The organism is Pseudomonas moorei (assembly GCF_008801475.1).
Taxonomy (GTDB): Bacteria; Pseudomonadota; Gammaproteobacteria; order Pseudomonadales; family Pseudomonadaceae; genus Aquipseudomonas; species Aquipseudomonas moorei.
Window position 1 is genome coordinate 1 of sequence record NZ_VZPP01000017.1, and the last position, 24237, is coordinate 24237.

General features: G+C 58.8%; 25 protein-coding genes. 9 read left to right on the plus strand and 16 right to left on the minus strand.

Features of this window, described 5'->3' with window-relative positions:
• Positions 1–278: 278 nt before the first annotated feature.
• Positions 279–1478, minus strand: a complete 1200-nt coding sequence (gene tyrS, locus F7R06_RS26510; RefSeq protein ID WP_090325654.1) for a tyrosine--tRNA ligase — start codon at positions 1476–1478, stop codon at positions 279–281.
• Positions 1479–1691: 213 nt separating this feature from the next.
• Between tyrS and F7R06_RS26520 the strand changes: the two genes are divergently transcribed.
• Together F7R06_RS26520 and F7R06_RS26525 are read left to right on the plus strand one after the other, a co-directional pair.
• Positions 1692–3110, plus strand: a complete 1419-nt coding sequence (locus F7R06_RS26520; protein WP_090325656.1) for a peptidoglycan DD-metalloendopeptidase family protein — start codon at positions 1692–1694, stop codon at positions 3108–3110.
• A gap of 3 nt (positions 3111–3113) precedes the next feature.
• A complete protein-coding gene (locus tag F7R06_RS26525) occupies positions 3114–4205 on the plus strand; it encodes an anhydro-N-acetylmuramic acid kinase (protein ID WP_090325658.1) in 1092 nt (363 codons plus the stop codon).
• Positions 4206–4271: 66 nt separating this feature from the next.
• Here the strand turns inward: F7R06_RS26525 and erpA are convergent, their stop codons facing one another.
• Together erpA and argC are read right to left on the minus strand one after the other, a co-directional pair.
• Positions 4272–4622, minus strand: a complete 351-nt coding sequence (erpA, locus tag F7R06_RS26530) for an iron-sulfur cluster insertion protein ErpA (RefSeq protein WP_007906865.1) — start codon at positions 4620–4622, stop codon at positions 4272–4274.
• Between the two features lie 168 nt (positions 4623–4790).
• Positions 4791–5825, minus strand: a complete 1035-nt coding sequence (gene argC / locus F7R06_RS26535; protein ID WP_090325660.1) for an N-acetyl-gamma-glutamyl-phosphate reductase — start codon at positions 5823–5825, stop codon at positions 4791–4793.
• 135 nt (positions 5826–5960) lie between these two features.
• Between argC and hemJ the strand changes: the two genes are divergently transcribed.
• The 6 genes from hemJ to coq7 all read left to right on the plus strand — a co-directional run bounded on the left by hemJ (position 5961) and on the right by coq7 (position 10545).
• Positions 5961–6392, plus strand: a complete 432-nt coding sequence (hemJ, locus tag F7R06_RS26540) for a protoporphyrinogen oxidase HemJ (RefSeq protein WP_090325662.1) — start codon at positions 5961–5963, stop codon at positions 6390–6392.
• Between the two features lie 33 nt (positions 6393–6425).
• Entirely contained in the window at positions 6426–7394 is a 969-nt protein-coding gene (locus F7R06_RS26545) for an NAD(P)H-dependent flavin oxidoreductase (RefSeq protein ID WP_090325664.1), read from the plus strand.
• A 74-nt stretch (positions 7395–7468) separates the two neighbouring features.
• Complete coding sequence (locus F7R06_RS26550) at positions 7469–8419, plus strand: DUF805 domain-containing protein (RefSeq protein ID WP_090325666.1); 951 nt, start codon at positions 7469–7471, stop codon at positions 8417–8419.
• Positions 8420–8480: 61 nt separating this feature from the next.
• Positions 8481–9269, plus strand: a complete 789-nt coding sequence (locus tag F7R06_RS26555) for an SDR family NAD(P)-dependent oxidoreductase (RefSeq protein ID WP_090325668.1) — start codon at positions 8481–8483, stop codon at positions 9267–9269.
• Between the two features lie 81 nt (positions 9270–9350).
• Positions 9351–9689, plus strand: coding sequence for a histidine triad nucleotide-binding protein (locus F7R06_RS26560; RefSeq protein ID WP_047534088.1), 339 nt, complete (start codon positions 9351–9353; stop codon positions 9687–9689).
• A 208-nt stretch (positions 9690–9897) separates the two neighbouring features.
• Complete coding sequence (gene coq7 / locus F7R06_RS26570; RefSeq protein ID WP_090325671.1) at positions 9898–10545, plus strand: 2-polyprenyl-3-methyl-6-methoxy-1,4-benzoquinone monooxygenase; 648 nt, start codon at positions 9898–9900, stop codon at positions 10543–10545.
• A gap of 81 nt (positions 10546–10626) precedes the next feature.
• Here the strand turns inward: coq7 and speD are convergent, their stop codons facing one another.
• Positions 10627–11421, minus strand: coding sequence for an adenosylmethionine decarboxylase (gene speD, locus F7R06_RS26575; protein WP_090325673.1), 795 nt, complete (start codon positions 11419–11421; stop codon positions 10627–10629).
• Between the two features lie 237 nt (positions 11422–11658).
• Positions 11659–12081, minus strand: coding sequence for an OsmC family protein (locus F7R06_RS26580; protein WP_039590822.1), 423 nt, complete (start codon positions 12079–12081; stop codon positions 11659–11661).
• 229 nt (positions 12082–12310) lie between these two features.
• Here F7R06_RS26580 and crp point away from each other — a divergent pair, with 229 nt between their 5' ends.
• Entirely contained in the window at positions 12311–12955 is a 645-nt protein-coding gene (gene crp / locus F7R06_RS26585; RefSeq protein ID WP_090325675.1) for a cAMP-activated global transcriptional regulator CRP, read from the plus strand.
• On the opposite strand, the gene F7R06_RS26590 is transcribed toward crp, so the two are convergent.
• The 11 genes from F7R06_RS26590 to F7R06_RS26640 all read right to left on the minus strand — a co-directional run bounded on the left by F7R06_RS26590 (position 12952) and on the right by F7R06_RS26640 (position 24232).
• Positions 12952–13653, minus strand: coding sequence for a lipoate--protein ligase family protein (locus tag F7R06_RS26590; RefSeq protein ID WP_090325677.1), 702 nt, complete (start codon positions 13651–13653; stop codon positions 12952–12954). The genes crp and F7R06_RS26590 overlap by 4 nt on opposite strands.
• 145 nt (positions 13654–13798) lie before the next feature.
• The gene (trpC, locus tag F7R06_RS26595; RefSeq protein ID WP_090325679.1) at positions 13799–14635 is read right to left on the minus strand and encodes an indole-3-glycerol phosphate synthase TrpC; all 837 of its coding nucleotides are present in this window, start codon (positions 14633–14635) and stop codon (positions 13799–13801) included.
• Positions 14632–15681, minus strand: coding sequence for an anthranilate phosphoribosyltransferase (gene trpD / locus F7R06_RS26600; protein WP_090325681.1), 1050 nt, complete (start codon positions 15679–15681; stop codon positions 14632–14634). The genes trpC and trpD overlap by 4 nt, the downstream gene beginning before the upstream one ends.
• A gap of 9 nt (positions 15682–15690) precedes the next feature.
• The gene (locus F7R06_RS26605) at positions 15691–16284 is read right to left on the minus strand and encodes an aminodeoxychorismate/anthranilate synthase component II (protein ID WP_090325683.1); all 594 of its coding nucleotides are present in this window, start codon (positions 16282–16284) and stop codon (positions 15691–15693) included.
• 113 nt (positions 16285–16397) lie between these two features.
• Positions 16398–17879 (minus strand): anthranilate synthase component I, encoded by a 1482-nt coding sequence (gene trpE / locus F7R06_RS26610; protein WP_090325684.1) that lies wholly within the window; start codon positions 17877–17879, stop codon positions 16398–16400.
• Between the two features lie 70 nt (positions 17880–17949).
• Entirely contained in the window at positions 17950–18768 is an 819-nt protein-coding gene (locus F7R06_RS26615; RefSeq protein WP_090325686.1) for a phosphoglycolate phosphatase, read from the minus strand.
• Positions 18765–19439 (minus strand): ribulose-phosphate 3-epimerase, encoded by a 675-nt coding sequence (rpe, locus tag F7R06_RS26620; RefSeq protein ID WP_033044299.1) that lies wholly within the window; start codon positions 19437–19439, stop codon positions 18765–18767. The genes F7R06_RS26615 and rpe overlap by 4 nt, the downstream gene beginning before the upstream one ends.
• 85 nt (positions 19440–19524) lie before the next feature.
• Positions 19525–20679 (minus strand): iron-containing alcohol dehydrogenase, encoded by a 1155-nt coding sequence (locus F7R06_RS26625; RefSeq protein WP_090325688.1) that lies wholly within the window; start codon positions 20677–20679, stop codon positions 19525–19527.
• A 228-nt stretch (positions 20680–20907) separates the two neighbouring features.
• Positions 20908–21732 carry an ABC transporter permease gene (locus tag F7R06_RS26630; protein ID WP_090325691.1) on the minus strand — a complete coding sequence of 275 codons (825 nt, stop codon included), beginning with the start codon at positions 21730–21732 and terminating at the stop codon, positions 20908–20910.
• Between the two features lie 12 nt (positions 21733–21744).
• Positions 21745–22992, minus strand: a complete 1248-nt coding sequence (locus F7R06_RS26635; RefSeq protein ID WP_090325693.1) for an ABC transporter permease — start codon at positions 22990–22992, stop codon at positions 21745–21747.
• A gap of 196 nt (positions 22993–23188) precedes the next feature.
• Positions 23189–24232, minus strand: a complete 1044-nt coding sequence (locus F7R06_RS26640; RefSeq protein ID WP_047534118.1) for an ABC transporter substrate-binding protein — start codon at positions 24230–24232, stop codon at positions 23189–23191.
• Positions 24233–24237 lie beyond the last annotated feature (5 nt).

The following is a 24237-nucleotide window of genomic DNA, read 5'->3' on the forward strand; positions in this document are numbered from 1 at the left end:
CTGTCAAGTGATTATTTTCAGAAGTTTTCAAGGAATCCTTAACAACTTCAACCACTTGCGCCTTCGATCTCTCGTCAGCGGGAGGCGAATTCTACAGCGTTACTCGCTGCTGTCAACACCTCTTTTTTAACTCCCTTCGCGCTTCGATGACCTGAAGCAACCCGCTGCCGAAAAACTGCGTAACTCATTGTTTATCAAGGAGTTTTCCGTTTCGACTGCGCCGGAAGTGGGGCGAATTATAGGCTTCTAAAATTCGCCGTCAACCCCTTATTTAAGGTTTATTCGGATTTGAGCGTAATTCGCGCAAATGCCTTCTTTCCCGCCTGGCAAACATGGGTTGCACCCAGCGCGTATATAAAGGTGCGATCAACAACCTCGCCATCGATACGCACACCGCCAGAACCGAGCAGATCCCGAGCGACCGCCGAGTTCTTCACCAGACCTGCCTTATTGAGGACGGCAGCGATCGGCATATCCTCAGCTGCAGTCAACTCGATCTCCGGCAGATCGTCAGGCAGCTCACCATCCTTCATACGGTTGCCGGCTGCGCGATGAGCATTGGCCGCAGCCTCCTCACCATGGAAGCGCGCAACAATCTCTTCCGCCAATTTGATCTTGATATCACGCGGATTAGCGCCCGCCTCTACATCAGCGCGGAAAGCATTGATCTCATCCATGGAGCGGAAGCTGAGCAGCTCGAAGTAACGCCACATCAGCGCATCCGGAATGGAGACCAGCTTGCCGTACATGACACCCGGCGCTTCCTGAATACCCACGTAATTGCCCAAAGACTTGGACATCTTCTTTACGCCATCCAGACCTTCAAGCAATGGCATGGTCACAATGCATTGAGCCTCCTGACCGTAACCACGCTGCAGCTCACGCCCCATCAACAGGTTGAACTTCTGGTCGGCACCGCCCAGTTCGACATCAGCACGCAAGGCAACCGAGTCGTAACCCTGAACCAGTGGATAGAGGAACTCGTGAATGGCAATAGGCTGATTGGTCGTGTATCGCTTATCGAAGTCATCGCGCTCGAGCATGCGAGCTACGGTGTACTGCGAAGTCAGGCGAATGAAGTCGGCCGGCCCCATCTTGTCCATCCAGGTGGAGTTGAATGCCACCTCGGTTTTAGCCGGATCAAGAATTTTGAAGACCTGGGTCTTGTAGGTCTCGGCGTTTTCGAGCACCTGCTCACGGGTCAGCGGGGGACGCGTAGCACTCTTGCCGCTAGGATCGCCGATCATCCCGGTGAAATCGCCAATCAGGAAGATCACCTGGTGACCCAACTCCTGGAACTGGCGCAGCTTATTAATAAGCACGGTATGCCCCAGGTGCAAATCCGGCGCAGTCGGATCGAAGCCTGCCTTAATACGCAGCGGCTGGCCGCGCTTGAGCTTTTCAATCAGCTCGGACTCGACCAACAGTTCTTCCGCACCACGTTTGATCAGCGCTAGCTGCTCTTCAACCGACTTCATAACAGACCCGCAAGGCTCAGATTCAAAGGGACCCAACCATACAAGATCGCGCGTCAAATACAAGGTTTGCCCGGCGCACGGACGCCAATCCACGGACAGAGCGTCCGTAGACTTGCTTCAGAGATGATTTGGTTATATTTTATACAGTTATTTCATCTTCATCATGTCATTCATCTTTTCCAATTCATCTTTTTCAAAGTCAAAAAATCACTTATGACCAAAGAATCGTCTAAAGCGCCACCGCTTTACCCGAAAACCCACCTGCTCGCAGCGAGTGGCATTGCCGCCCTCCTGAGCCTGGCGCTTCTGGTATTCCCTTCCAGTGATGTTGAAGCCAAAAAGACGACCCTGAGTCTTGAACTGGAAAGTCCTGCTGAACAACTGACACAAGAACAAGACGCTACCGAAGCCGTTCAAGCCACAAATGAGCCGGTTACCTCTCCTTTTGCGCAGATCGACAACAGCGCAGAAGACACTCAGGAAACCGCTCAATCCGCGCCCGCGCCGGCCGCGGTAGAAAAGAAGGCACCCAACCACAGGGAAGTGATCGTCGGCAAGGGCGACACCCTCTCCACCCTGTTCTCGAAAGTCGGCCTTCCAGCCGCATCGGTGCATGACGTGTTGGCCAGTGACAAACAGGCCAAACAGTTCAGTCAGCTCAAGCACGGACAGAAACTTGAATTCGAGTTGGGCCCCGACGGCCAGCTGAACAACCTGCACAGCAAGGTCAGCGACCTCGAAACCATCACCCTGACCAAGAACGACAAGGGCTATACGTTCAACCGCATTACCGCCAAGCCGACTGTACGATCCGCCTACGTACATGGCGTGATCAACAGCTCGCTGTCGCAGTCCGCTGCTCGTGCCGGCCTGTCCCACAGCCTGACCATGGATATGGCCAGCGTATTTGGCTATGACGTCGACTTCGCCCAAGACATTCGCCAGGGCGACGAATTCGATGTGATTTACGAGCAAAAAGTTGTCAATGGCAAAGCTGTTGGCAACGGTCCGATCCTGTCCGCGCGCTTCACCAATCGTGGCAAAACCTACACGGCTGTGCGTTACACCAACAAACAAGGCAACAGCAGCTACTACACTGCTGAAGGCAACAGCATGCGCAAGGCGTTCATCCGCACCCCGGTGGACTTCGCCCGCATCAGCTCTAAGTTTTCCATGGGCCGCAAGCACCCGATCCTGAACAAGATTCGCGCACACAAAGGCGTCGACTATGCAGCGCCACGTGGCACGCCAATCAAGGCGGCTGGTGACGGTAAAGTACTGCTGGCCGGTCGTCGCGGTGGCTATGGCAACACCGTGATCATTCAGCACGGAAGCACCTACACGACGTTGTATGGCCACATGCAAGGCTTTGCCAAAGGCGTGAAAACCGGTGGCAGCGTCAAACAGGGTCAGGTCATCGGCTACATCGGCACCACCGGACTTTCGACCGGACCGCACTTACACTACGAATTCCAGGTCAATGGCGTTCACGTCGATCCACTGGGCCAGAAGCTGCCGATGGCTGATCCAATTGCCAAAGCCGAACGCGCCCGCTTCCTCGCACAGAGCCAGCCACTGATGGCGCGCATGGACCAGGAAAAGGCCACCATGCTGGCTTCGAGCAAGCGTTAAGCCATGCCGCTCTATATAGGTGTGATGTCCGGGACCAGCCTTGATGGCCTGGACATCGCGCTGATCGAGCAAACCCAGGCGATCAGGCTGATCGCCACGCACTACATTCCCATGCCCGACACCCTGCGCACCGAGCTACTTGGCCTGTGCGCCAGCGGACCCGACGAGATAGCCCGCTCCGCCATTGCCCAGCAAAACTGGGTGGCGCTCGCAGCGCAGGGCGTTCACGCCCTCCTTGCACAAGAACAGCTCAAACCCGAAGACATTCGAGCGATTGGCAGCCACGGCCAGACCATTCGCCACGAGCCGGCGCGGGGCTTTACGGTACAGATCGGTAATCCGGCCCTGCTGACGGAGCTGACACACATCACAGTGGTCAGTGATTTCCGCAGCCGTGATGTGGCCGCTGGCGGGCAAGGCGCCCCACTGGTGCCGGCCTTCCACGAAGCCTTGTTTGAAGAACGGACCGGCAACCGAGCTGTGCTCAACATCGGCGGCTTCAGCAACCTCAGCCTGATTGAACCGGGCAAGCCTGTCGCCGGCTTCGACTGCGGCCCGGGGAATGTGCTGCTGGACGCGTGGATTCATCACCAGCGCGGTGACAACTTCGACCGGAACGGCCAATGGGCTGCCAGCGGGAAAGTCGAGCCAGTGCTATTGAAAGCGCTACTCAGCGACCCATTCTTCTTAACCAAAGGACCGAAGAGCACCGGCCGGGAAGTGTTCAACTTGCCATGGCTGATGCAGCAGCTGGCACAGCTGCCAACATTCGCTCCCGAAGACGTGCAAGCGACGCTGCTTGAGCTGACAGCTCTAACCATCGTCGAATCCCTGCAAAGCGCCCAATCGGACACCCAGGAGCTGCTGGTCTGTGGCGGCGGCGCACATAACACCACGCTGATGAACCGATTGGCCAACCTGCTACCAGGCGCAACCGTCAGCAGTACTGCGGCTTACGGTGTAGACCCTGACTGGGTAGAAGCCATGGCTTTCGCCTGGCTGGCCCACTGCTGCCTCGAAGGCATCGCGGCCAATCGCCCGAGCGTCACCGGTGCTCGCGGTTTGCGTGTATTGGGCGCGATCTACCCCGCATAGACGCCCCACAGCAAAACGCCGCAGAGCCCTGAGGCTTTGCGGCGTTTGGTGATGCAAGCGCGCTGATCAGATCGAGAACGAAGAACCGCAGCCACAGGTTGTGGTTGCATTGGGGTTCTTGATGACGAAGCGCGAACCTTCCAGACCTTCCTGATAATCAACCTCGGCCCCGGCCAGGTACTGGAAGCTCATCGGATCGACAACCAGACTCACACCTTCGCGCTCGACGATGGTGTCGTCATCGGCCACTTCTTCATCGAAGGTAAAACCGTACTGAAAACCTGAACAACCGCCGCCCGTAACGAATACGCGCAGCTTCAAGCGATCATTCCCCTCTTCATCGACCAGGCTCTTCACCTTGTGCGCGGCACCGTGGGTGAATTGCAAAGCCGTGGGGGTGAAGGATTCGACGCTCATGCTGACTATCTCCCGGCGTTACGCCGCCATAATGCGTGATGACGCGCATTATCCGCTTCTCCTAGAAAAGCGGTCAACTATTGTTATGGTATATCAACCAATCCAATCGCCAGCCCGGAATGCAAAAAGGCCCGTTCAACGGGCCTTTTTACTCGGTGCTACAGCGCCTTACGGCAACATGCCCGCGTGAGACAGGCCAAGGCGCTCATCCAGTCCGAACAGGATGTTCATGTTCTGCACCGCCTGACCCGACGCACCTTTGACCAGGTTGTCGATCACCGACAGCACTACCACCAGATCACCGTCCTGTGGCCGATGTACCGCAATGCGGCAGACGTTGGCGCCACGCACGCTACGGGTTTCCGGGTGGCTACCGGCTGGCATTACGTCGACGAACGGTTCGTTGGCATAACGCTTTTCGAACAGCGCCTGCAGATCCACCGAACGATCCACCACAGTCGCGTACAGCGTGGAGTGAATGCCACGAATCATCGGTGTCAGATGCGGAACAAAGGTCAGACCGACATCCTTGCCTGCGGCACGCCGCAGACCCTGGCGAATTTCCGGCAAGTGGCGGTGACCTTTGACGGCGTAGGCCTTCATGCTTTCCGATGTCTCGGAGTACAAAGAACCGACGGCAGCACCACGACCGGCACCGCTGACGCCGGACTTGCAGTCGGCGATCAGGCGCGAAGCATCGGCCAGACCAGCTTCAAGCAACGGCAGGAAACCCAGCTGCGTGGCGGTCGGGTAGCAACCCGGTACCGCGATCAGACGCGCCTTCTTGATTTGCTCACGATTGACTTCCGGCAAGCCGTAAACCGCCTCATCGAGCAGTTCCGGTGCACCGTGCGGCTGGCCGTACCACTTGGCCCATTCCTCAGCGTCTTGCAGACGGAAGTCAGCCGACAAATCAATGACCCTGGTCCCCGCCGCCAGCAACTCACCCGCCAGTGCGTGGGCAACACCGTGTGGCGTGGCGAAGAACACCACGTCGCAGGCGCCCAGGGTCTTGATGTCTGGAACGGTGAACGCCAGGCCGTCGTAGTGGCCTCGCAGGTTCGGGTACATGTCGGCCACGGCCAGGCCGGCCTCGGATCGGGAAGTGATGACTACCACTTCAGCTTGCGGATGCTGTGCCAACAGACGCAGCAGTTCGACACCGGTGTAACCCGTGCCGCCGACGATACCGACCTTGACCATAAACCTGCCCTCAACGAACCCACTGGAAAGCCGTCGATAATAGGGGCCTGGCGCGCCTGCGACAACCGGCAAGGTGACGTATGGAGCCTCAAGCCTCTACTATCCCGGCTACCGTGAATCTGGGAATAACTAAAAATGCTTTATCTGTGGCTCAAAGCTTTTCACATCATCAGCGTCGTGTGCTGGTTTGCCGGTCTGTTTTACCTGCCGCGCCTGTTCGTCTATCACGCTCAAAGCGAGGACACCGTCAGCAAGGAACGCTTCAGCCTCATGGAGCGCAAGCTTTACCGCGGCATCATGGGCCCGGCGATGATCGCGACGCTGATTTTCGGTGGCTGGCTGATCAGCCTCAACCCTGGCGCTTATTTCAGCCAGGGTGGCTGGATGCACGCCAAACTGACCCTGGTGGTTCTGCTGATCGGCTACCACCACATGTGTGGCGCTCAGGTGAAGCGCTTTGCCCGTGGCGAAAACACCCGTAGCCATGTCTTTTATCGCTGGTTCAATGAAGTGCCGGTTCTGATATTGCTGGCTATTGTCATTCTGGTCGTTGTTCGGCCGTTCTAAATCCAACAGGCACAACTCACCGGGGTACTTCCCATGTCGCTGCCCGCTCTGCTTGAACAACGTCTACGCCTGCCCGTGGTGGTGGCGCCGATGTTCCTGATTTCCAATCCGCAACTGGTGCTCGCCTGCTGCCGCAACGGGGTAGTGGGCAGTTTTCCTGCGCTGAATCAGCGCGAGAGCAGCGGCTTCAAAGCCTGGCTGGAAGAGATCGAAGCCGGGCTGGCAGCGTTGGAAAGTCCCGCGCCCTACGCGGTGAACCTCATCGTGCACAACAGCAATCCGCGACTGCAGGCGGATCTGGCGATCTGCATCGAACACCAAGTGCCGATTGTGATCACCAGCCTCGGCGCAGTGAAAGAAGTGGTCGACGCCGTGCACAGTTACGGCGGCCTGGTATTCCATGACGTGACGACGCGCCGCCATGCCGAAAAAGCCGCCGAGGCCGGCGTGGATGGGTTGATCGCCGTGGCCGCCGGTGCCGGTGGGCATGCCGGAACCTGGAGCCCGTTCTCTCTGATCGCCGAGATCCGACAATTCTTCGACAAGACATTGTTGTTGGCCGGATGCCTGAACCATGGGCACGAAATCCTCGCCGCCCAATTGCTCGGTGCGGATCTGGCCTACTTCGGCACGCGATTTATCGGCACTGCCGAAAGTCATGCGCCTGACGCCTACAAGGAAATGCTGCTGTCGTCCAAGGCGGCAGACATCATCCATACTCCAGCCGTGTCGGGTGTACCGGCGAGCTTCATGCGCCAAAGCCTGGAAGCCGCCGGGTTTGACATGGCAGCGCTGCAAAACAAGGGTGAGGTCAACTTCGGCTCCAAGCTCAAGCCGATCAGCGATGAAGCCAAAGCCTGGAAAACCGTATGGTCCGCAGGCCAGGGCGTGGGGGGAATCGATGATTTACCCAGCGTTGACCAATTGGTGGTGCGGCTCGACGCGGAGTATCGCAAGGCACTGGAACAGGCCGCACAACTGCCCAGACGCTGGCCACGCTGAAAAAACCGGGCCATCCTCCCTTGGCTGGCCCTGCACCTCACCCTTAAAACACTCGCGACAAGGATGCCTCGGCAATGAGCGACAACCGTTTCAAGATCGTCTTTGACGGCACGCTACTGCCAGGTGTTGATATCAACACCGCCAAACTCAATCTCGCCGCACTCTACAAAAGCGAGGTTGCCGCCATCGAGCGCCTGTTCAGCGGTCAACCCGTCGCACTCAAACGTGATCTGTCACAGATTGACGCGCAGGCCTACCTGCAAGCCCTGAAGAATGCCGGCATAGATGCCCGCCTCGAGCCAGAACCGGCGATCGAACTGAATCTCTCCGAAGTCCGTGACCACGTCGGCGCAGTAACAGAACCCGACTCCCCCTACACTCCGCCGCAGGTTGAGGTCGCTGGGCCCGTGCCCGAGTACGCGCTGCTCAAGCCATTCGGCGTCGAAGGACGCATCGGACGCCTGCGGTTTCTCGCATGGTCCATGGTGCTGTGCCTGCTGGCGATGACTGTGGCCGGCGTATTTGCCCTGATCGGTCTGGCACTCGTCAGCACCGATTCGACCGCCGGCCTGATCATGGGCGGCATACTGGCTTTCATCCTGGGCGTGGTGTTCCTGATCGCCAGCGTCCTGATCAGCATTCAACGCCTGCACGATATCGGCTGGTCAGGCTGGCTCTGGTTGCTGAACCTTGTACCGTTCGTGGGCAGTTTCTTTCCGCTGTTGCTGGTGGCTTTACCGGGAACCAGCATGACCAACCGTTACGGCGCACCTCCACCGCCCAACAGCACGGCGGTCAAGGTACTGTCGTCGTTATGGCTCGTATTGATTGCCCTGATGATCGTCGGAGCAATGGCGGGCGGTATCTCGGCCATTCAGGATGCATACGAAAACACCCTCGAAAGCAGATACCAAAGCGGCACGATCACCACCGACGAGATCGACATCGAGGTCGAACCGCCACCAAATTCCACCGACGATGCAGCCGAACAAGCCCAGCCCCCTGTAGACTCTGCGCAAGAATGAACAGCGCTCCCCGCCCATGACACCTGCGTCGCGGCGCGGAGCTGTTGCGATGGAGAACTGCATGACCCGTTACGCTCTGATCACTGGCGCTTCCAGCGGCATCGGCCTGGCGATGGCCGAAGCGCTGGCCCGGCGTGGCCGCAGCCTGATTCTGGTTGCCCGCCAGCGTGATCAGCTGGAAAGTATTGCGATTGAACTGACCCAACGTTTTGGTGTGGAAGTATTGTTCCGCGCCTGTGACCTGGGCGAACCCTTGCGCCTGTCGGGGTTCCTGCTGGAACTGGAGGAAGGCGACCGGCAGATCGATTTGCTGGTCAATTGTGCCGGCATCGGCACTTGCGGTCCGTTCCTGGCCCAGGACTGGATGACCGAGCAGGACCTGATCGAAGTGAACATTCTGGCGCTGACCCGCCTGTGTCACGCCATCGGTAACAGTATGGCGCTGCAGGGCGGTGGACAGATTCTGAATGTTGCCTCGCTTGCGGCGTTCCAGCCCGGTCCCTGGATGAGCACTTACTACGCCAGCAAGGCTTACGTGCTGCATTTTTCCGAAGGCCTGCGTGTCGAGCTGAAAAAATGCGCGGTCAACGTGTCCGTGCTCTGCCCTGGCCCGACGCGCACGGGCTTTTTCCGCACCGCACAACTCAACACCGACAAACTGGCCAAGAGCAAACTGCTGATGAGCCCGGAAGAAGTCGCGCTCTATACCGTGCGGGCCCTGGAAAAAAATCGCGCAATCATCATTCCGGGACGCCGCAACCGCTGGCTCGCCGCCCTGCCCCGCTTCGGCTCGCGGTGGTTGACCCGGACAATCGCTGGCATGGTCATCAAGGCTCACTGCCCACGCTGATCGACCTGACAGGTAAAAGGCTGGGCTCGGACACACCCCATGAGTACACTCAGGCCAGCCCAAACAACGGAGAAAACAGCTGTGGATACTCTGTTCACCAAGATCATCAACCGGGAAATCCCGGCGAAGATCATTTACGAGGACGACCAGGTACTGGCCTTCCACGACATCGCCCCACAGGCACCCGTGCATTTTCTGGTGATCCCAAAAAAACCGGTGCGCACCCTGAACGACCTGACCGAGGACGACAAGGCATTGGCCGGGCATATCCTGTTCACCGCCCAGCGCCTGGCCAAGGAACTGGGTTGCGAAGACGGCTTCCGCGTCGTCATGAACTGCAATGAACTGGGTGGCCAGACCGTCTATCACATTCACATGCACGTGCTGGGTCAGCGCCAGATGCACTGGCCGCCGGGCTGATTTCGTAAAACCTGCAGGAGCGAGCTTGCTCGCGAAGCCGCAGTGGCAGCCAATACAGTCGTTGGGTGTCAGCGCCTCTTCGCGAGCAGGCTCGCTCCCACAGAGGCATCACAGCATTGTCACAACCCCAGCCCCACAATGACCCAGCGCAAACCTTCCCCGGCCGATTGAGTTAAACTGGCCGCCGAGATTCCCCCCGGAGGTCAGCATGACTACCCAACGTCACTACTCGCCAATTGACCGCCTTCTGCTGCAAGCCGATGCCGCGATGCGTACTTTGCTGCCCTTCAGTGGTCAGCCGTACCGTCCGTCGCCTGCCATCGTGCAGCCGGATGCGAAGATGAGCGACGAGGACACCCGGCACGTCGCCGGCCTGATGCGTATCAACCACACCGGTGAAGTTTGCGCCCAGGCGCTGTACCAGGGTCAGGCCCTGACCGCCAAGCTGCCGAAGGTGCGTGAGGCCATGGAGCATGCCGCCGAAGAAGAAATCGACCACCTGGTCTGGTGCGAACAGCGCATTCATCAGTTGGGCAGCCACACCAGCATTCTCAACCCGCTGTTTTACGGCATGTCGTTCGGGATTGGTGCGGTCGCCGGGTTGATCAGCGACAAAGTCAGCCTGGGGTTCGTTGCAGCGACTGAAGATCAGGTGTGCAAGCACTTGAATGAACATCTTGAGCAACTGCCGGCCGAGGATGAAAAGTCCCGGGCAATTCTCGAGCAGATGCGTCTTGATGAAGAGCAGCATGCCGAGAGCGCACGGGAAGCGGGCGGTTTCCGCTTTCCGGCACCGGTGAAATTCGGGATGAGTCTGCTGGCCAAGGTCATGACCAAGAGCACTTACCGGATCTGACTCCTTTATTACAGGAGCCCGCGCCAGCAATAAAAAAGGCGACTGCCGCAAGGAAGTCGCCTTTTTTTGTGCTCGATGGTCTTAGCTCGACATATTGCGCGCGTAGAAGATTTCGAGCATTTCGTGTTTCACACGTTCGGTCACCTGGGCACGTTGCTCAGAGGACAGGTTGCTGGTGGCATCACCGAACAGGTAGTTATCCAGTTCGAAGTTCTTCAGTAGCATTTTGGTGTGGAACAGGTTTTCCTGATACACGTTCACGTCGGTCATCTGATACGCATCGCGAGTGTCTTTGGAAAGATAGTTCTGAATCGAATTGATCTCGTGGTCGATGAAGTGCTTTTTGCCTTCAACGTCGCGGGTGAAACCACGCACACGGTAATCGACTGTCACGATGTCCGAATCGAACTGGTGAATCAGGAAGTTGAGCGCTTTTAGCGGTGAAATGACCCCGCATGTCGACACGTCGATATCCACACGAAAGGTAGCGATGCCGTCGACCGGATGGATTTCCGGGTAGGTGTGCACCGTGATGTGGCTCTTGTCGAGGTGGGCCAGGATAATTTCGGGCAGCGGGCCCGGCGACTCTTCGATCTGGCTGTCAGTCGGAGTCACCGGTTCTTCGGAGATGAGAATCGTGACACTGGCGCCCTGCGGCTCATAGTCCTGACTGGCGATGTTCAGGATGTTGGCACCAATGATATCGACAACCTCTGTGAGGATCTGCGTCAGGCGCTTGGCGTTGTACTCTTTATTGATGTACTCAACGTAGGCCTGCTGGTCTTGCGGGGTTTCCGCGTAGCAGATGTCATAGATGTTGAAGCTCAAGGTCTTTGTCAGGTTATTGAACCCGTGGAGCTTGAGTTTGCTTTTCACCGTTAAGAACTCTCTATGTATGCGGCCCGGCCGCGTGATCAAGCATGCCCGTCAGATGCGAACGACGCAGCTGCGTAGGACGGTTAACACCTCTTTGCAATGGCGATTTGGGTTGTCTGTTCGGGTAAGCGGCCTGTCGCTGGACCGGCCACTGCCCTGAAAAAATTGGCGCATCATGCAGACGTCGGCTTGGGATCAGCAGAGTCTGCACGGCTTTTATGATAGTTGAATGTCGATTCAACCGAGCTCGATGATTTCGTAGTCGTGAGTAATCTCGACACCGGCCGCACCGAGCATGATCGAGGCCGAGCAATATTTCTCGGCAGACAGCTCGATGGCACGCTTGACCTGAGCTTCTTTCAGCCCGCGGCCCTTTACCACGAAGTGCATGTGGATCTTGGTGAAAACCTTCGGATCTTCAGTCGCACGCTCAGCCTCGAGGAAAGCTTCGCAGCTTTCGACCGCCTGGCGGGATTTCTTGAGGATGCTGACCACGTCGAAATTGCTGCAACCGCCGACACCCAGCAGGAGCATTTCCATCGGCCGGACACCCAGATTACGTCCGCCAGCCTCAGGCGGACCGTCCATGACCACGACATGACCGCTACCGGATTCGCCGAGGAACATGGCTTCGCCAGCCCATTGGATGCGTGCCTTCATCGCCAAGACTCCACTGTATAAAAAAGGGTCGCCAGCTTAGCACAGGCCCCGTGATTGACAGCGCTCGCCTTCCTAGGACATAACCTCCAGCGCTGTAGGTAAATTCTCGAATATTGCAAGACGTGTCTGTTAAGCTGGCGCCAATTCGCTGGCGCATAGCCAGCTTGCCGCGGCTTTCGCGTTTCATAAAAAAACCAAACACACCGTGCTGTCTTTTCGGGATACAACCATGGTTGCTATTGCCCCAACCCCCAAGATCAAAAACCTCGACAAGCTGTTGATGCATTGCCAGCGTCGTCGCTATCAGGCCAAGAGCAACATCATTTGTGCCGGTGACCGCTCGGAAACCCTGTTTTTCATTATCAAAGGCTCGGTCACCATCCTCATCGAGGACGATGACGGCCGGGAAATGATCATCGCCTACCTGAACAGCGGGGACTTTTTCGGGGAGCTGGGCCTGTTTGAACAAGCAGGCCTGGAACAGGAGCGCAGTGCCTGGGTGCGTGCCAAGGTCGAATGTGAAGTCGCGGAAATCAGCTACGCAAAATTTCGTGAATTGTCCCAGCAGGACCCAGACATTCTTTACGTGTTAAGCGGACAAATCGCACAACGCCTGCGTAACACCACGCGCAAAGTCGGTGACCTGGCGTTTTTCGACGTGACAGGACGCGTTGCGCGCTGCCTTCTCGAACTGTGCAAGCAGCCGGACGCGATGACCCATCCGGACGGTATGCAGATCAAAGTGACCCGTCAGGAAATCGGACGGATTGTTGGTTGCTCACGGGAAATGGTCGGCCGCGTGCTCAAGGACCTGGAAGAACGCAACCTGGTGGACGTCAAAGGCAAGACCATGGTGGTCTTCGGTACCCGCTAAGCGCTGAACATCTGCGCCAGCATCAACCGATAGCGTTCATCGAGACGTTCCAACGCGTCGGGTGCCGAGAACCTCTCGTGCAGCGCGATGTGGCTTTCAGCGCGCACCCGCTGATCCAGACCGCATGCCGCGTTGAAGCGATTGACCGCCGCGACCATCGACTCACGCTCGTCATCCAACAGCATTGCACCGTGCACCAGCCCTACCGGGCGCTGGCCACCCTGGCTCTGGCGCCAGCGTTGGGCAGTACCGACCATCTTGCGTCCATCAAGGTTCACGTTGAAACGGCCATCGCAGAACGCGCCTTCGATTTCGCCCAGCGACGAAGTGCCGCCCAGCTCATCGACCAACTGACAGATCGGATCACACAGGCGCCGGTAACCGGATTCGATGCGATTCAAATCCCCCTCGCTGCGTGGCGGTGCGTAGACCAGCGCAATGTTGATCGTCGACGCCGATTGCGGCACCGGCTCACCGCCGGTTTCACGTAACAGCACTGGCCAGCCGGCAGCGGCGGAGACTTCGCAGGCGTGCTCGAAACCAGGCAGACGATTCAAGCGGCGCGGCATGACCAAGGCGCGATCGCTCGGTTGCCAGAACAGCAGGCCGAACTCCGCATCGCCGGCACAAACCGACGCCAGCAAATCCTGTTCGGCTTGCAGGCCGGCTTCAATGGTCAGGGAAACAGGTGAGGTCATAAGGTATTCCGTAGGACACAAAGTCTGTGGCGCGTCTTATGCCGCCATCGCGAGCAGGCTCGCCCCCACAAAGTTTCTGCCAACACCAGAGATTCAATGTGGGAGCGAGCCCGCCCGCGAAAGGTTCGATTCGATCTGCGGGTGATCAGTCGAGTGTAGAACCACTGACAGGAATGCCACGCTCAGGGAAGAACAGGCGCTGCAGTTCGGTGCCCGGGCTTTCGGCGCGCATGAATGCTTCGCCGACCAGGAACGCATAAACGTCGCTGATTTCCATCAACTCGACATCGGCACGGTTGAGGATGCCGCTTTCGGTGATCACCAGACGATCGCGCGGGATCCGCGGCAACAGGTCGAGGGTGGTTTCCAGGCTCACGTCAAAAGTGTGCAGGTTACGGTTGTTCACGCCAACCAGCGGCGTGTCGAGGATTTTCAGGGCCCGGTCCAACTCGTCGCCGTCGTGGACTTCCACCAGCACATCGAGGCCGACGCTTTTCGCCACCGACGCCAGCTCAGCCATTTTCACGTCGTCCAAAGCGGAGACGATCAACAGCACGCAGTCCGCGCCCAAAGCCCGGGCCTCAACGATCTGGTACGGATCAATCATGAAGTCCTTGCGGATAACCGGCAGTTTGCACGCGGCACGCGCCTGCTGCAGGTACTCATCAGCGCCCTGGAAGTAGTCGATATCGGTGAGCACCGACAGACAGGTGGCGCCGCCTTTCTCGTAGCTCCTGGCAATGGCGGCGGGAACGAAGTTCTCGCGGATCACACCTTTGCTCGGCGACGCTTTTTTGATTTCAGCAATGACTGCCGGCTGCTTCAACTTGGCTTGAGCCAGCAAAGCCTTGGCAAACCCACGGGGTGCATCGGCCGCCTTGGCCAGGTATTCCAGCTCGGCGAGGCTTACACGAGCGCTGCGCTCGGCAACTTCCTCAACCTTGCGTGCCAGAATCTTTTCCAGAACCGTCGGTACACTCATCCCTCATTCTCCACTTTGAATACCGCGGTAAAGGCACCCAGCTCCTCGAGCTTTTCCCGAGCGAGGCCGGTGTGCAGCGCATCGTGCGCCAAGGCGACACCCTCTTTCAAACTGCTGGCATGGTCGGCGGCGTACAACGCTGCACCGGCATTGAGCATGATCATCTCAGCGGCCTTCTGACCGTTTTCGGTCTTGCGCTTGCCCAAGGCATCGCGAATCAGCTCAAGGGACGCCGCCGGGCTTTCCACCGCCAGACCATGCAGGCTCTGGCTCTTCATGCCCAAATCTTCCGGCTCGACCCAATACTCGGTGATCTGGCCATCCTTGAGTTCGGCCACATAAGTAGGCGCAGCCAGGCTGAATTCGTCCAGACCGTCCTTCGAATGCACCACCAGCACATGCTTGCTGCCCAGACGTTGCAAGACTTCGGCCAATGGCCGGCACAGGGCCTGGGTGAAAACGCCCACCACCTGATGTTTCACACCGGCCGGATTCGTAAGCGGGCCGAGCATGTTGAACAGGGTGCGCAGGCCGAGTTCGCGACGCGGGCCAGCGGCATGCTTCATGGCACTGTGGTGAGTCTGGGCAAACATGAAGCCGATGCCGACGTTATCGATGCAGCGCGCCACTTGAACCGGGGTCAGGTTCAGGTAGATACCGGCGGCTTCCAGCAAATCGGCACTGCCGCTTTTGCCCGAAACCGCGCGGTTACCGTGCTTGGCCACGGTGCAACCGGACGCCGAGACCACGAAGGCCGAAGCGGTCGACACGTTGAAGATATTGGCACCGTCACCGCCGGTACCGACCACATCGACGACACCGTCGAGGGTCTTGAGTTCGACCTTGTCCGCCAACTCACGCATGACCGACACGGCACCGACGATTTCATCGATGCTTTCGCTCTTCATGCGCATGGCCATCATGAACGCGCCGATCTGCGCGTCCGTGCATTGCCCGGTCATGATTTCGCGCATCACATCGCGCATTTCCTCGGTGCTGAGGTCGAGCTGCTCGACGATACGGCTCAGGGCTGTCTTGATATTCATGAAAAGTCCTTAGCGCGTGCCGCCAGTTTGTTTGAGGAAGTTCGCGAACAGCTCGTGACCCTGCTCGGTGAGGATCGATTCAGGGTGAAACTGCACGCCCTCGATGTTCAGGGTCTTGTGACGCAGGCCCATGATCTCGTCCACCGAACCGTCTTCGAGCTGGGTCCAGGCCGTCAGCTCCAGGCAATCAGGCAGGGTTTCGCGCTTGACGATCAATGAATGATAGCGCGTGACCGTCAACGGGCGGTTCAGGCCTTCGAAGACACCTTTGTCTTCGTGGAAAACCGGGCTGGTCTTGCCGTGCATGACCTGGCGGGCACGGACCACATCGCCGCCAAAGGCCTGGCCGATGGACTGATGGCCCAGGCACACACCGAGAATCGGCAGTTTGCCGGCGAAATACTTGATCGCTTCAATCGAGATGCCGGCTTCGGTCGGCGTGCACGGACCGGGAGACACCACGATGCGCTCCGGGTTGAGGGCTTCGATTTCAGCAATGGTGAGTTCATCGTTGCGCACGACTTTGACCTCGGCGCCCAGCTCACCCAGGTATTGCACAACGTTGTAAGTAAAAGAGTCGTAGTTATCGATCATCAGCAACATGGCGTTAAGAACCTCTTGAATTCACTGACTTCTAATGCAGCCTTCGGATGAACCACCCGCTGCGGCCTGCGCTCGATCGGTCGAGGCGGCCAGCATACGGGTCCGTCCATGGGTCAGCTTTCTGGAGTTTGTTCAGCCAGGGCAACGGCGCGGAACATCGCGCGGCGCTTGTTCAGGGTTTCTTCCCATTCCAGCGCCGGCACCGAGTCGGCGACGATGCCGCCACCGGCCTGCACATGCAGCTCGCCGTTTTTGATCACCGCCGTGCGAATGGCAATGGCGGTGTCCATGTTGCCGTTCCAGGCGAAATAGCCGACGGCGCCGCCGTAGACGCCGCGCTTGACGGGCTCCAACTCGTCGATGATTTCCATCGCTCGAATCTTCGGCGCGCCCGACAAGGTGCCCGCCGGCAGAATTGCCCGCAAAGCGTCCATCGCGGTCAACCCGGCCTTCAACTGCCCGGTGACGTTGGACACGATGTGCATCACATTGGAATAACGCTCGATGACCATTTTCTCGGTGAGCTTCACCGAACCGATTTCCGAGACCCGACCGGTGTCGTTACGGCCCAGATCAATCAACATCAAGTGCTCGGCAATTTCCTTGTCGTCGGACAGCAGATCTTTTTCCAGCGCCAGATCGGCCTCTTCGGTCGCCCCACGCGGACGGGTGCCGGCAATCGGGCGCACCGTGATCAGGTTGTCTTCGACCCGCACCAGCACTTCCGGCGAACTGCCGACGACGTGGAAGTCGCCAAAGTTGAAGAAGTACATGTAAGGCGTCGGGTTGAAGCAGCGCAGCGCGCGGTACAGGTCGATGGGTGCGGCCTTGAAATCGATCGACATGCGCTGGGACGGCACAACCTGCATGCAGTCGCCAGCCAGGATGTATTCCTTGATGGTGTCGACGGCTTTTTCGTAATCGTCTTGGGTAAAGCTGGAGCGGAACACCGGATCGGCCGCTTGTTGCTTGCTGAAGTCCAGGCCACGGCGTGGAGTGATCGGCTGACGCAGTTTTTCCAGCAGTTCTTCCAGGCGTGCGCGACCTTGCTCGAAGGCGTCTTCCTGTGCCGGGTCGGCCAGAACGATGGCGTGCATCTTGCCGGCGAGGTTGTCGAACACCACCACCGCGTCGGAGACCATCAGCAGAATGTCCGGCACGCCCAGCGGATCCGGGTTCGGGCATTTACCCAGACGCTTTTCCACATAACGTACGCAGTCGTAGCCGAAGTAACCCACCAGGCCGCCGTTGAAGCGCGGCAGACCGGCGATGGTCGGTACGTTGTAGCGGGCCTTGAAGGTTTCGACGAAGGCCAGCGGGTCTTCCACGTCGTGGCTTTCAGTCTCCACGCCATCGACGGTCACGCTGACGTGATGGTCGTGAACCCGCAGCACGGTGCGGCACGGCAGGCCGATGATCGAGTAACGGCCCCACTTTTCGCCGCCCTGTACCGATTCCAGCAGGTAAGAATTAGGCTCGTCGGCCAGTTTCAGGTAGATCGACAGCGGCGTGTCGAAGTCGGCCAGGGTTTCGCAGGCAAGCGGGATGCGGTTGTAGCCGGCAGCGGCCAAACGCAGGAATTCTTCGCGGATCATGATGTGCCTCGTGGTTTGAGGGTCTAACTGTCAGGTATGCAAACGCGCCGGATAACCGGCCAGGAACAAGTCAGGCGCGCCAACGCCAACGGGCCAGGGCCTTGATGACTTTCATCCAGAGTTTGCGAGTGACCACCACGATGGAATTTCCAGGAGGGGATTGAACAGCGTCGGGCAACGTTATCTCAGCCGCTGGATCCAGGCAACCGGGAATTAGTTTGCGCAGATCGTCGATGACCAGCGTCGGCGATTCTTCGGCAATCGGACGGCCATGGTTATAGCCGTAACTCAAGGCTACGCACTTGACCCCCGCCGCTTTCGCTGCAAGCACATCACTGCGCGAATCGCCAACGAACAAGGCCTGCGAAGCCGGGATATTGGTCATTTTCATCACAAAAAACAGCGCGGCCGGATCGGGCTTTTTCTGCGGCAGCGTGTCACCACCGATGATCAGGCGGAAATAGCGACCGATCTTCATCTGATCCAGCAGCGGCGCGACGAAGCGCTCCGGCTTGTTGGTGATCAGCGCCATCTCTACACCCTGCTTGTGCAACCACTTCAGGGTGGAGCGCACGCCAGGGTAGACCACCGTCAGTTCGTGACCTTGTTCATAGAAGCCATTGAACAGCTCCAGGGCATGCTCTGCTTCGACCTCATCGACACCCTCGGCGTCGATGTGATTGGCCAGGGCACGGCGCACCAGCATGTGAACGCCGTTGCCCACCCACTCACGCACCGCTTCGATGCCGGCAGGTTGACGCCCGAGTTTGAGCAGCATGTTATCCACGGCCGCCGCAAGGTCAGGGACCGAATCGATCAATGTGCCGTCCAGATCGAACATCACCAGTCGTGGCAGGCTTCCCGGGAACAGCTGCTCAAATCCGCTCATGGACGAGCCAGCGCCAGTTCGGAGCGCATTTTTTCTATGACTTCCTGATAGTTTGGAGCGTTGAAGATCGCCGAACCCGCGACGAAGGTGTCGGCACCGGCCGCAGCGATTTCCCGGATGTTGTTGACGTTCACGCCGCCGTCGATTTCCAGGCGGATATCGCGACCGGAGGCGTCGATCAGCGCCCGCGCTTCGCGCAGCTTGTCGAGGGTGCCGGGAATGAACTTCTGCCCGCCGAAGCCTGGGTTGACGCTCATCAGCAGGATCATGTCGACCTTGTCCATCACGTACTTGAGCACGTCCAGCGGGGTCGCGGGGTTGAACACCAGGCCCGACTTGCAGCCGCCTTCACGGATCAGTTGCAGGGAACGGTCGATGTGCTGCGTGGCTTCCGGGTGGAAGGTGATGTAGGTCGCGCCCGCTTCGATGAAGTCACCGACGATGCGGTCCACCGGGCTGACCATCAGGTGCGCGTCGATCGGCGCGGTCACGCCGTACTTGCGCAGCGCCGAGCACACCATCGGGCCGATGGTCAGGTTGGGCACGTAGTGGTTGTCCATGACATCGAAGTGCACGAAGTCGGCGCCAGCGGCCAGGACATTGTCCACTTCCTCACCCAGGCGGGCGAAGTCGGCGGAGAGAATCGACGGAGCAATAACGAAGGGCTGCATGACGCACCTTTTCTGAGCAGAATCACGATGGCGCGCATTGTATACCTCATGCTTTGACGCGCGCACCGTGACCGCGATGATTGGGCTATGCCTGGTAAGCCGCGCGGTAGATCTTCTCGATATCGACAGCGCTCAGTTTGCGCGGGTTATTGCGCATCAGGCGCTCGATTCCCGCCGCTTCCACGGCCATGGACGGAATCGCGTCTTCGGGAACCCCGAAGCTGCGCAGGCCGGACGGGATTTCCACCGCCGCGCACAGCTCGGTCATCGCTTCCACGGCTCTATCGGCCGCTTCCGTGACGCTCAGATGAGCGGTCTTCACGCCCATGGCCTGGGCAATATCCTGCATGCGCTCGACGCAGGCCATCTTGTTCCAGTGCATGACATGGGGCAGCAGCAATGCATTGCTGACGCCATGGGCGATGTTGAATCGCCCACCCAGCGGATACGCCAGCGCATGTACCGCACCGACACCGGCATTACCAAAGGCCATGCCGGCCATCAGGCTGGCGGTAGCCATGTCCTCGCGGGCCTGCAGATTGGACGGATTGGCGTAGGCCTTGGGCAGCGCCCTGGCAATCAGTTTGATGGCCCCAATGGCCAGGGAATCGGTAATCGGCGACGCATTCAGCGATAGATAGGATTCGATGGCGTGCACCAGCGCATCGACGCCACTGGCCGCCGTGACACTGCGGGGACAGGTCAAGGTCATCTGCGGGCTGACCAGAGCGACGTCCGGCAGCAGGTAATCACTGACGATGCCCTTCTTCAAATGCGCGACCTTATCGGAGAGGATCGCCACGTTGGTGACTTCCGAACCGGTACCGGCCGTGGTCGGGATGGCGATGAGCGGCGGCCCCTTGCGTGGCACCTGGTCGATGCCGAACAGGTCCTCCAAGGCGCCGTGGTAACCGGCATACGCGGCCACACTCTTGGCGATGTCGATGGCGCTGCCGCCCCCCAGGCCGATCAAGCCGTCATGCCCGCCGTCGCGGTAGACCCGCATGCAGTCTTCAACGATGGCGATTTCCGGGTCGGGCAAAACCCGGTCGAAGATTTCGTAAGTGCGATCCCCCAACCGCGCCAGCGCCAGCTCTACCGTCCCGGATTTGACGAGGGCGGCGTCAGTGACGATCAGCGGGTTGTCGATGTCCAGGCGCGTCAACTCCGCCGCCAGTTGCTCGATAGCCCCGGCGCCAGTGATCAATTTATGAGCGATTTTGAAAGAGGAAAGACTCATGTGCGCAGCCTCTTTACTAGGTAGGGGAGCTGGGCACAAGAGTAGCTGGGGATTTGGGGTTGTCTGGTATTCAGGTCGTGAATGACCGACGACCCCGAGAACCACTAAAGAACACCTGTAGGGGCGAGCTTGCTCGCGATGAACCTGAGAGCGCCGCGGGATGTCAGGTTTCCCGCGTTATCGTTGACGTTCATCGCGAGCAGGCTCGCTCCTGGAGTTGGTCGAGCGTCAGACCTGTGCGGTCCGCAATTTCTCGCTACGCCCACGCAACCATTCCAAGGTCAGCAACAGGATCACCGAGAAAGCGATCAGCAACGTCGCTGCAGCGGCGATGGTCGGGCTGAGGTTTTCACGAATCCCGCTGAACATTTGCCTTGGAAGAGTCGCTTGCTCTGGACCGGCGAGGAACAGCGTCACCACCACTTCATCGAACGAGGTGGCGAAGGCGAACAACGCACCGGAGATCACGCCCGGCGCAATCAACGGCAGGGTTACCCGACGGAACGTCGTCAGCGGCGAAGCACCGAGGCTGGCAGCGGCGCGCACCAGGTTTTGGTTGAAGCCCTGCAAAGTCGCCGACACCGTGATGATCACGAACGGCACACCCAATACCGCGTGCACCACGATCAACGAGAAGAAGCTGTTGCCAAAACCCAGCGGGGCGAAGAACAAGTAACTGGCCACACCGATGATCACCACCGGTACCACCATCGGCGAAATCACCAGCGCCATGACCAGCGCCTTGCCAGGGAAGTTGCCACGGGTCAGACCAATGGCCGCCAGCGTACCGAAGACCATGGCCAGCACGGTGGCGGCCGGGGCGACGATGATGCTGTTCTTCAGTGAGCGCATCCATTCGGCCGACGCGAAGAAGTCCTGATACCAGTGCAGCGAAAAACCTTGCAGCGGGTACACCAGGAAGCTGCCGGAGTTGAAAGACAGCGGAATGATCACCAACACCGGCAGAATCAGGAACAACAGAATCAGGCCGCAGAGAATCCGCAAACTGTAGAACCACACCCGCTCAATGGGCGACATATAAGGACTCAGCATTTCGTTCTCCCCTTAGCTCAGGCGCAGGCGACTGGCGCCTACCAGCCAGCTGTAAATCAGATAAAGCACGACCGTTGCCAGCAGAAGCAGCCCGCCCAGCGCGGTTGCCATGCCCCAGTTGATGCTGGTGTTGGTGTAGAAGGCGACGAAGTAGCTGACCATCTGATCGTTCGGGCTGCCCAGCAATGCCGGGGTGATGTAGTAACCGATGGCGAGGATGAACACCAACAGGCAACCGGCGCCGACACCGGCATAGGTCTGCGGGAAGTACACCCGCCAGAAGCTGGCAAACGGATGGCAACCGAGGGAAATCGCCGCACGCATGTAGGTCGGCGAGATGCCTTTCATCACGCTATAGATAGGCAGAATCATGAACGGCAGCAGGATGTGCACCATCGAGATGTAAACCCCGGTGCGGTTGAACACCAGTTCCAGCGGCTTGTCGATGATGCCCAGGGCCATCAGGCCGCTGTTGATCAGGCCACCCGATTGAAGCAACACGATCCACGCCGCGACCCGCACCAGGATTGAGGTCCAGAACGGCAGCAGCACCAGAATCATCAGCAGGTTGCTTTGACGCGACGGCAAGTTCGCCAGCAGGTAGGCCAACGGATAGGCCAGCACCAGGCAAATGACGGTGATGATCAGGCCCATCCAGAAGGTGCGGGCAAAGATGTCGAGGTAGATCGCCTGATCCGGGGTGGCCGGGGCCAGCTCGCCGAGGTCATCAATGCGATGATCGACGGCAGCCAGCAAATAGAAAGGCGTAATGCTGCTGGTGTTGCGACGTACGGCCTGCCAATAGGCGGGATCACCCCAGCGCTCGTCGAGACCTTCCAGTGCTTCTTTATAAGAGGTTGGCTCGGTGGCAAACGGCAAGGCGCGTGCAGTTTTGGTCAACAGGCTGCGATAGCCGGCCAACTCCATGTTCAAGCGCTTGGACAGGTCGCCCAAGGTCTGATTCTTGCGGGCTTCAGCGAGGTCCTCGCTGGCCGCCTTGTAAACCGGTTCGGCGGGCAGCCCACGGCCGTCCCAACTGGCGATAGCCGTTACGGTGCGCGGCATGCCGCCAACCACTTCCGGGTTACCGACGCTTTTGTAGAGCAGCGCCACGATCGGCACCAGGAACACCAGCAACAGAAACAGCACCAGGGGCGCGATCAAGGCCTGGGCCTTCCAGCGGTTGACCCGCTCGGCGTGCTTGAGCCGTTGCTTCAAGGTGGGATCAGTGCCCGCGTTCAGGGGAACGGCGATAGCCATGGCGTACTCCGGAAATCTTTAAACGATCATTAAAGTGGGAGCGAACTTTTGTGGCGAGCGAGCTTGCTCGCGCTGGGCTGCGATGCGGCCCCAAAATTCTGCTGACAACTTCCAATTTTGTGAGTGCTGCGCACTCAAGCGGGAGCAAGCTCCCTCGCCACAAAAGCTCGCCCTCACAAGAGGGCGAGCCCTCTGTTTATTTCGCAGCCCAGGAATTGAAGCGCTGTTCCAGTTGCTCGCCGTTGTCAGCCCAGAAGCTGACGTCGATCTGCACCTGGTTGGCGATGTTTTCCGGAGTGGTCGGCATGTCTTTCAGGACATCCTTGGCCAGCAGCGGTACGGCTTGGGTGTTGGCCGGGCCGTAGGCGATGTTTTCCGAGTAGGTCTTCTGCTGCTGTGGCTGCACCGAGAAGGCGATGAATTTCTTCGCCGCTTCTGCCCGCGCCTTGTCCAGGCCTTTTGGAATGGCCCAAGCGTCAAAGTCGTAGATGCCGCCGTTCCACACGACTTTCAGGTTGCTTTCTTTCTGCACGGCAGCGATACGGCCGTTGTAGGCCGAGCTCATGACCACATCACCGGATGCGAGGTATTGCGGCGGTTGAGCACCGGCCTCCCACCATTGAATGCTTGGCTTGAGTTCGTCGAGTTTCTTGAACGCGCGGTCCTGACCGTCTTTGCTGGCCAGCACTTTGTAGACGTCTTTCGGCGCAACGCCGTCGGCCATCAGAGCGAATTCCAGGGTGTACTTGGCGCCTTTACGCAGGCCACGCTTGCCCGGGAATTGCTTGGTGTCCCAGAAGTCCTTCCAGCTGGTCGGTGCGGTTTTCAGCTTGTCGGCGTTGTAGGCCAGCACGGTCGACCACACGAAGAAACCCACGCCGCAAGGCTGAATCGCGCCTTTGACGTAGTCTTCGGTCTTGCCGAACAGCTTTGGATCGAGCGGCTCGAACATGTCTTCGTCACAGCCACGGGACAGTTCTGGCGACTCTACTTCCACCAGATCCCAGGACACGCTCTTGGTGTCGACCATGGCCTTGACCTTGGCCATTTCACCGTTGTATTCGCCTGCCACGATCTTGCCGTTGCCTGCCGCTTCCCACGGTGCATAGAAGGCTTTGACCTGCGCTGCCTTGTTCGCGCCGCCAAAGGACACCACGGTCAGGTCCGGGCCAGCCGCCATCGCGCTTGCTGCCCCCATCATGCCCAGTGCCAGAGCGGTGAATTTCAGGGATCTCAACATTTATT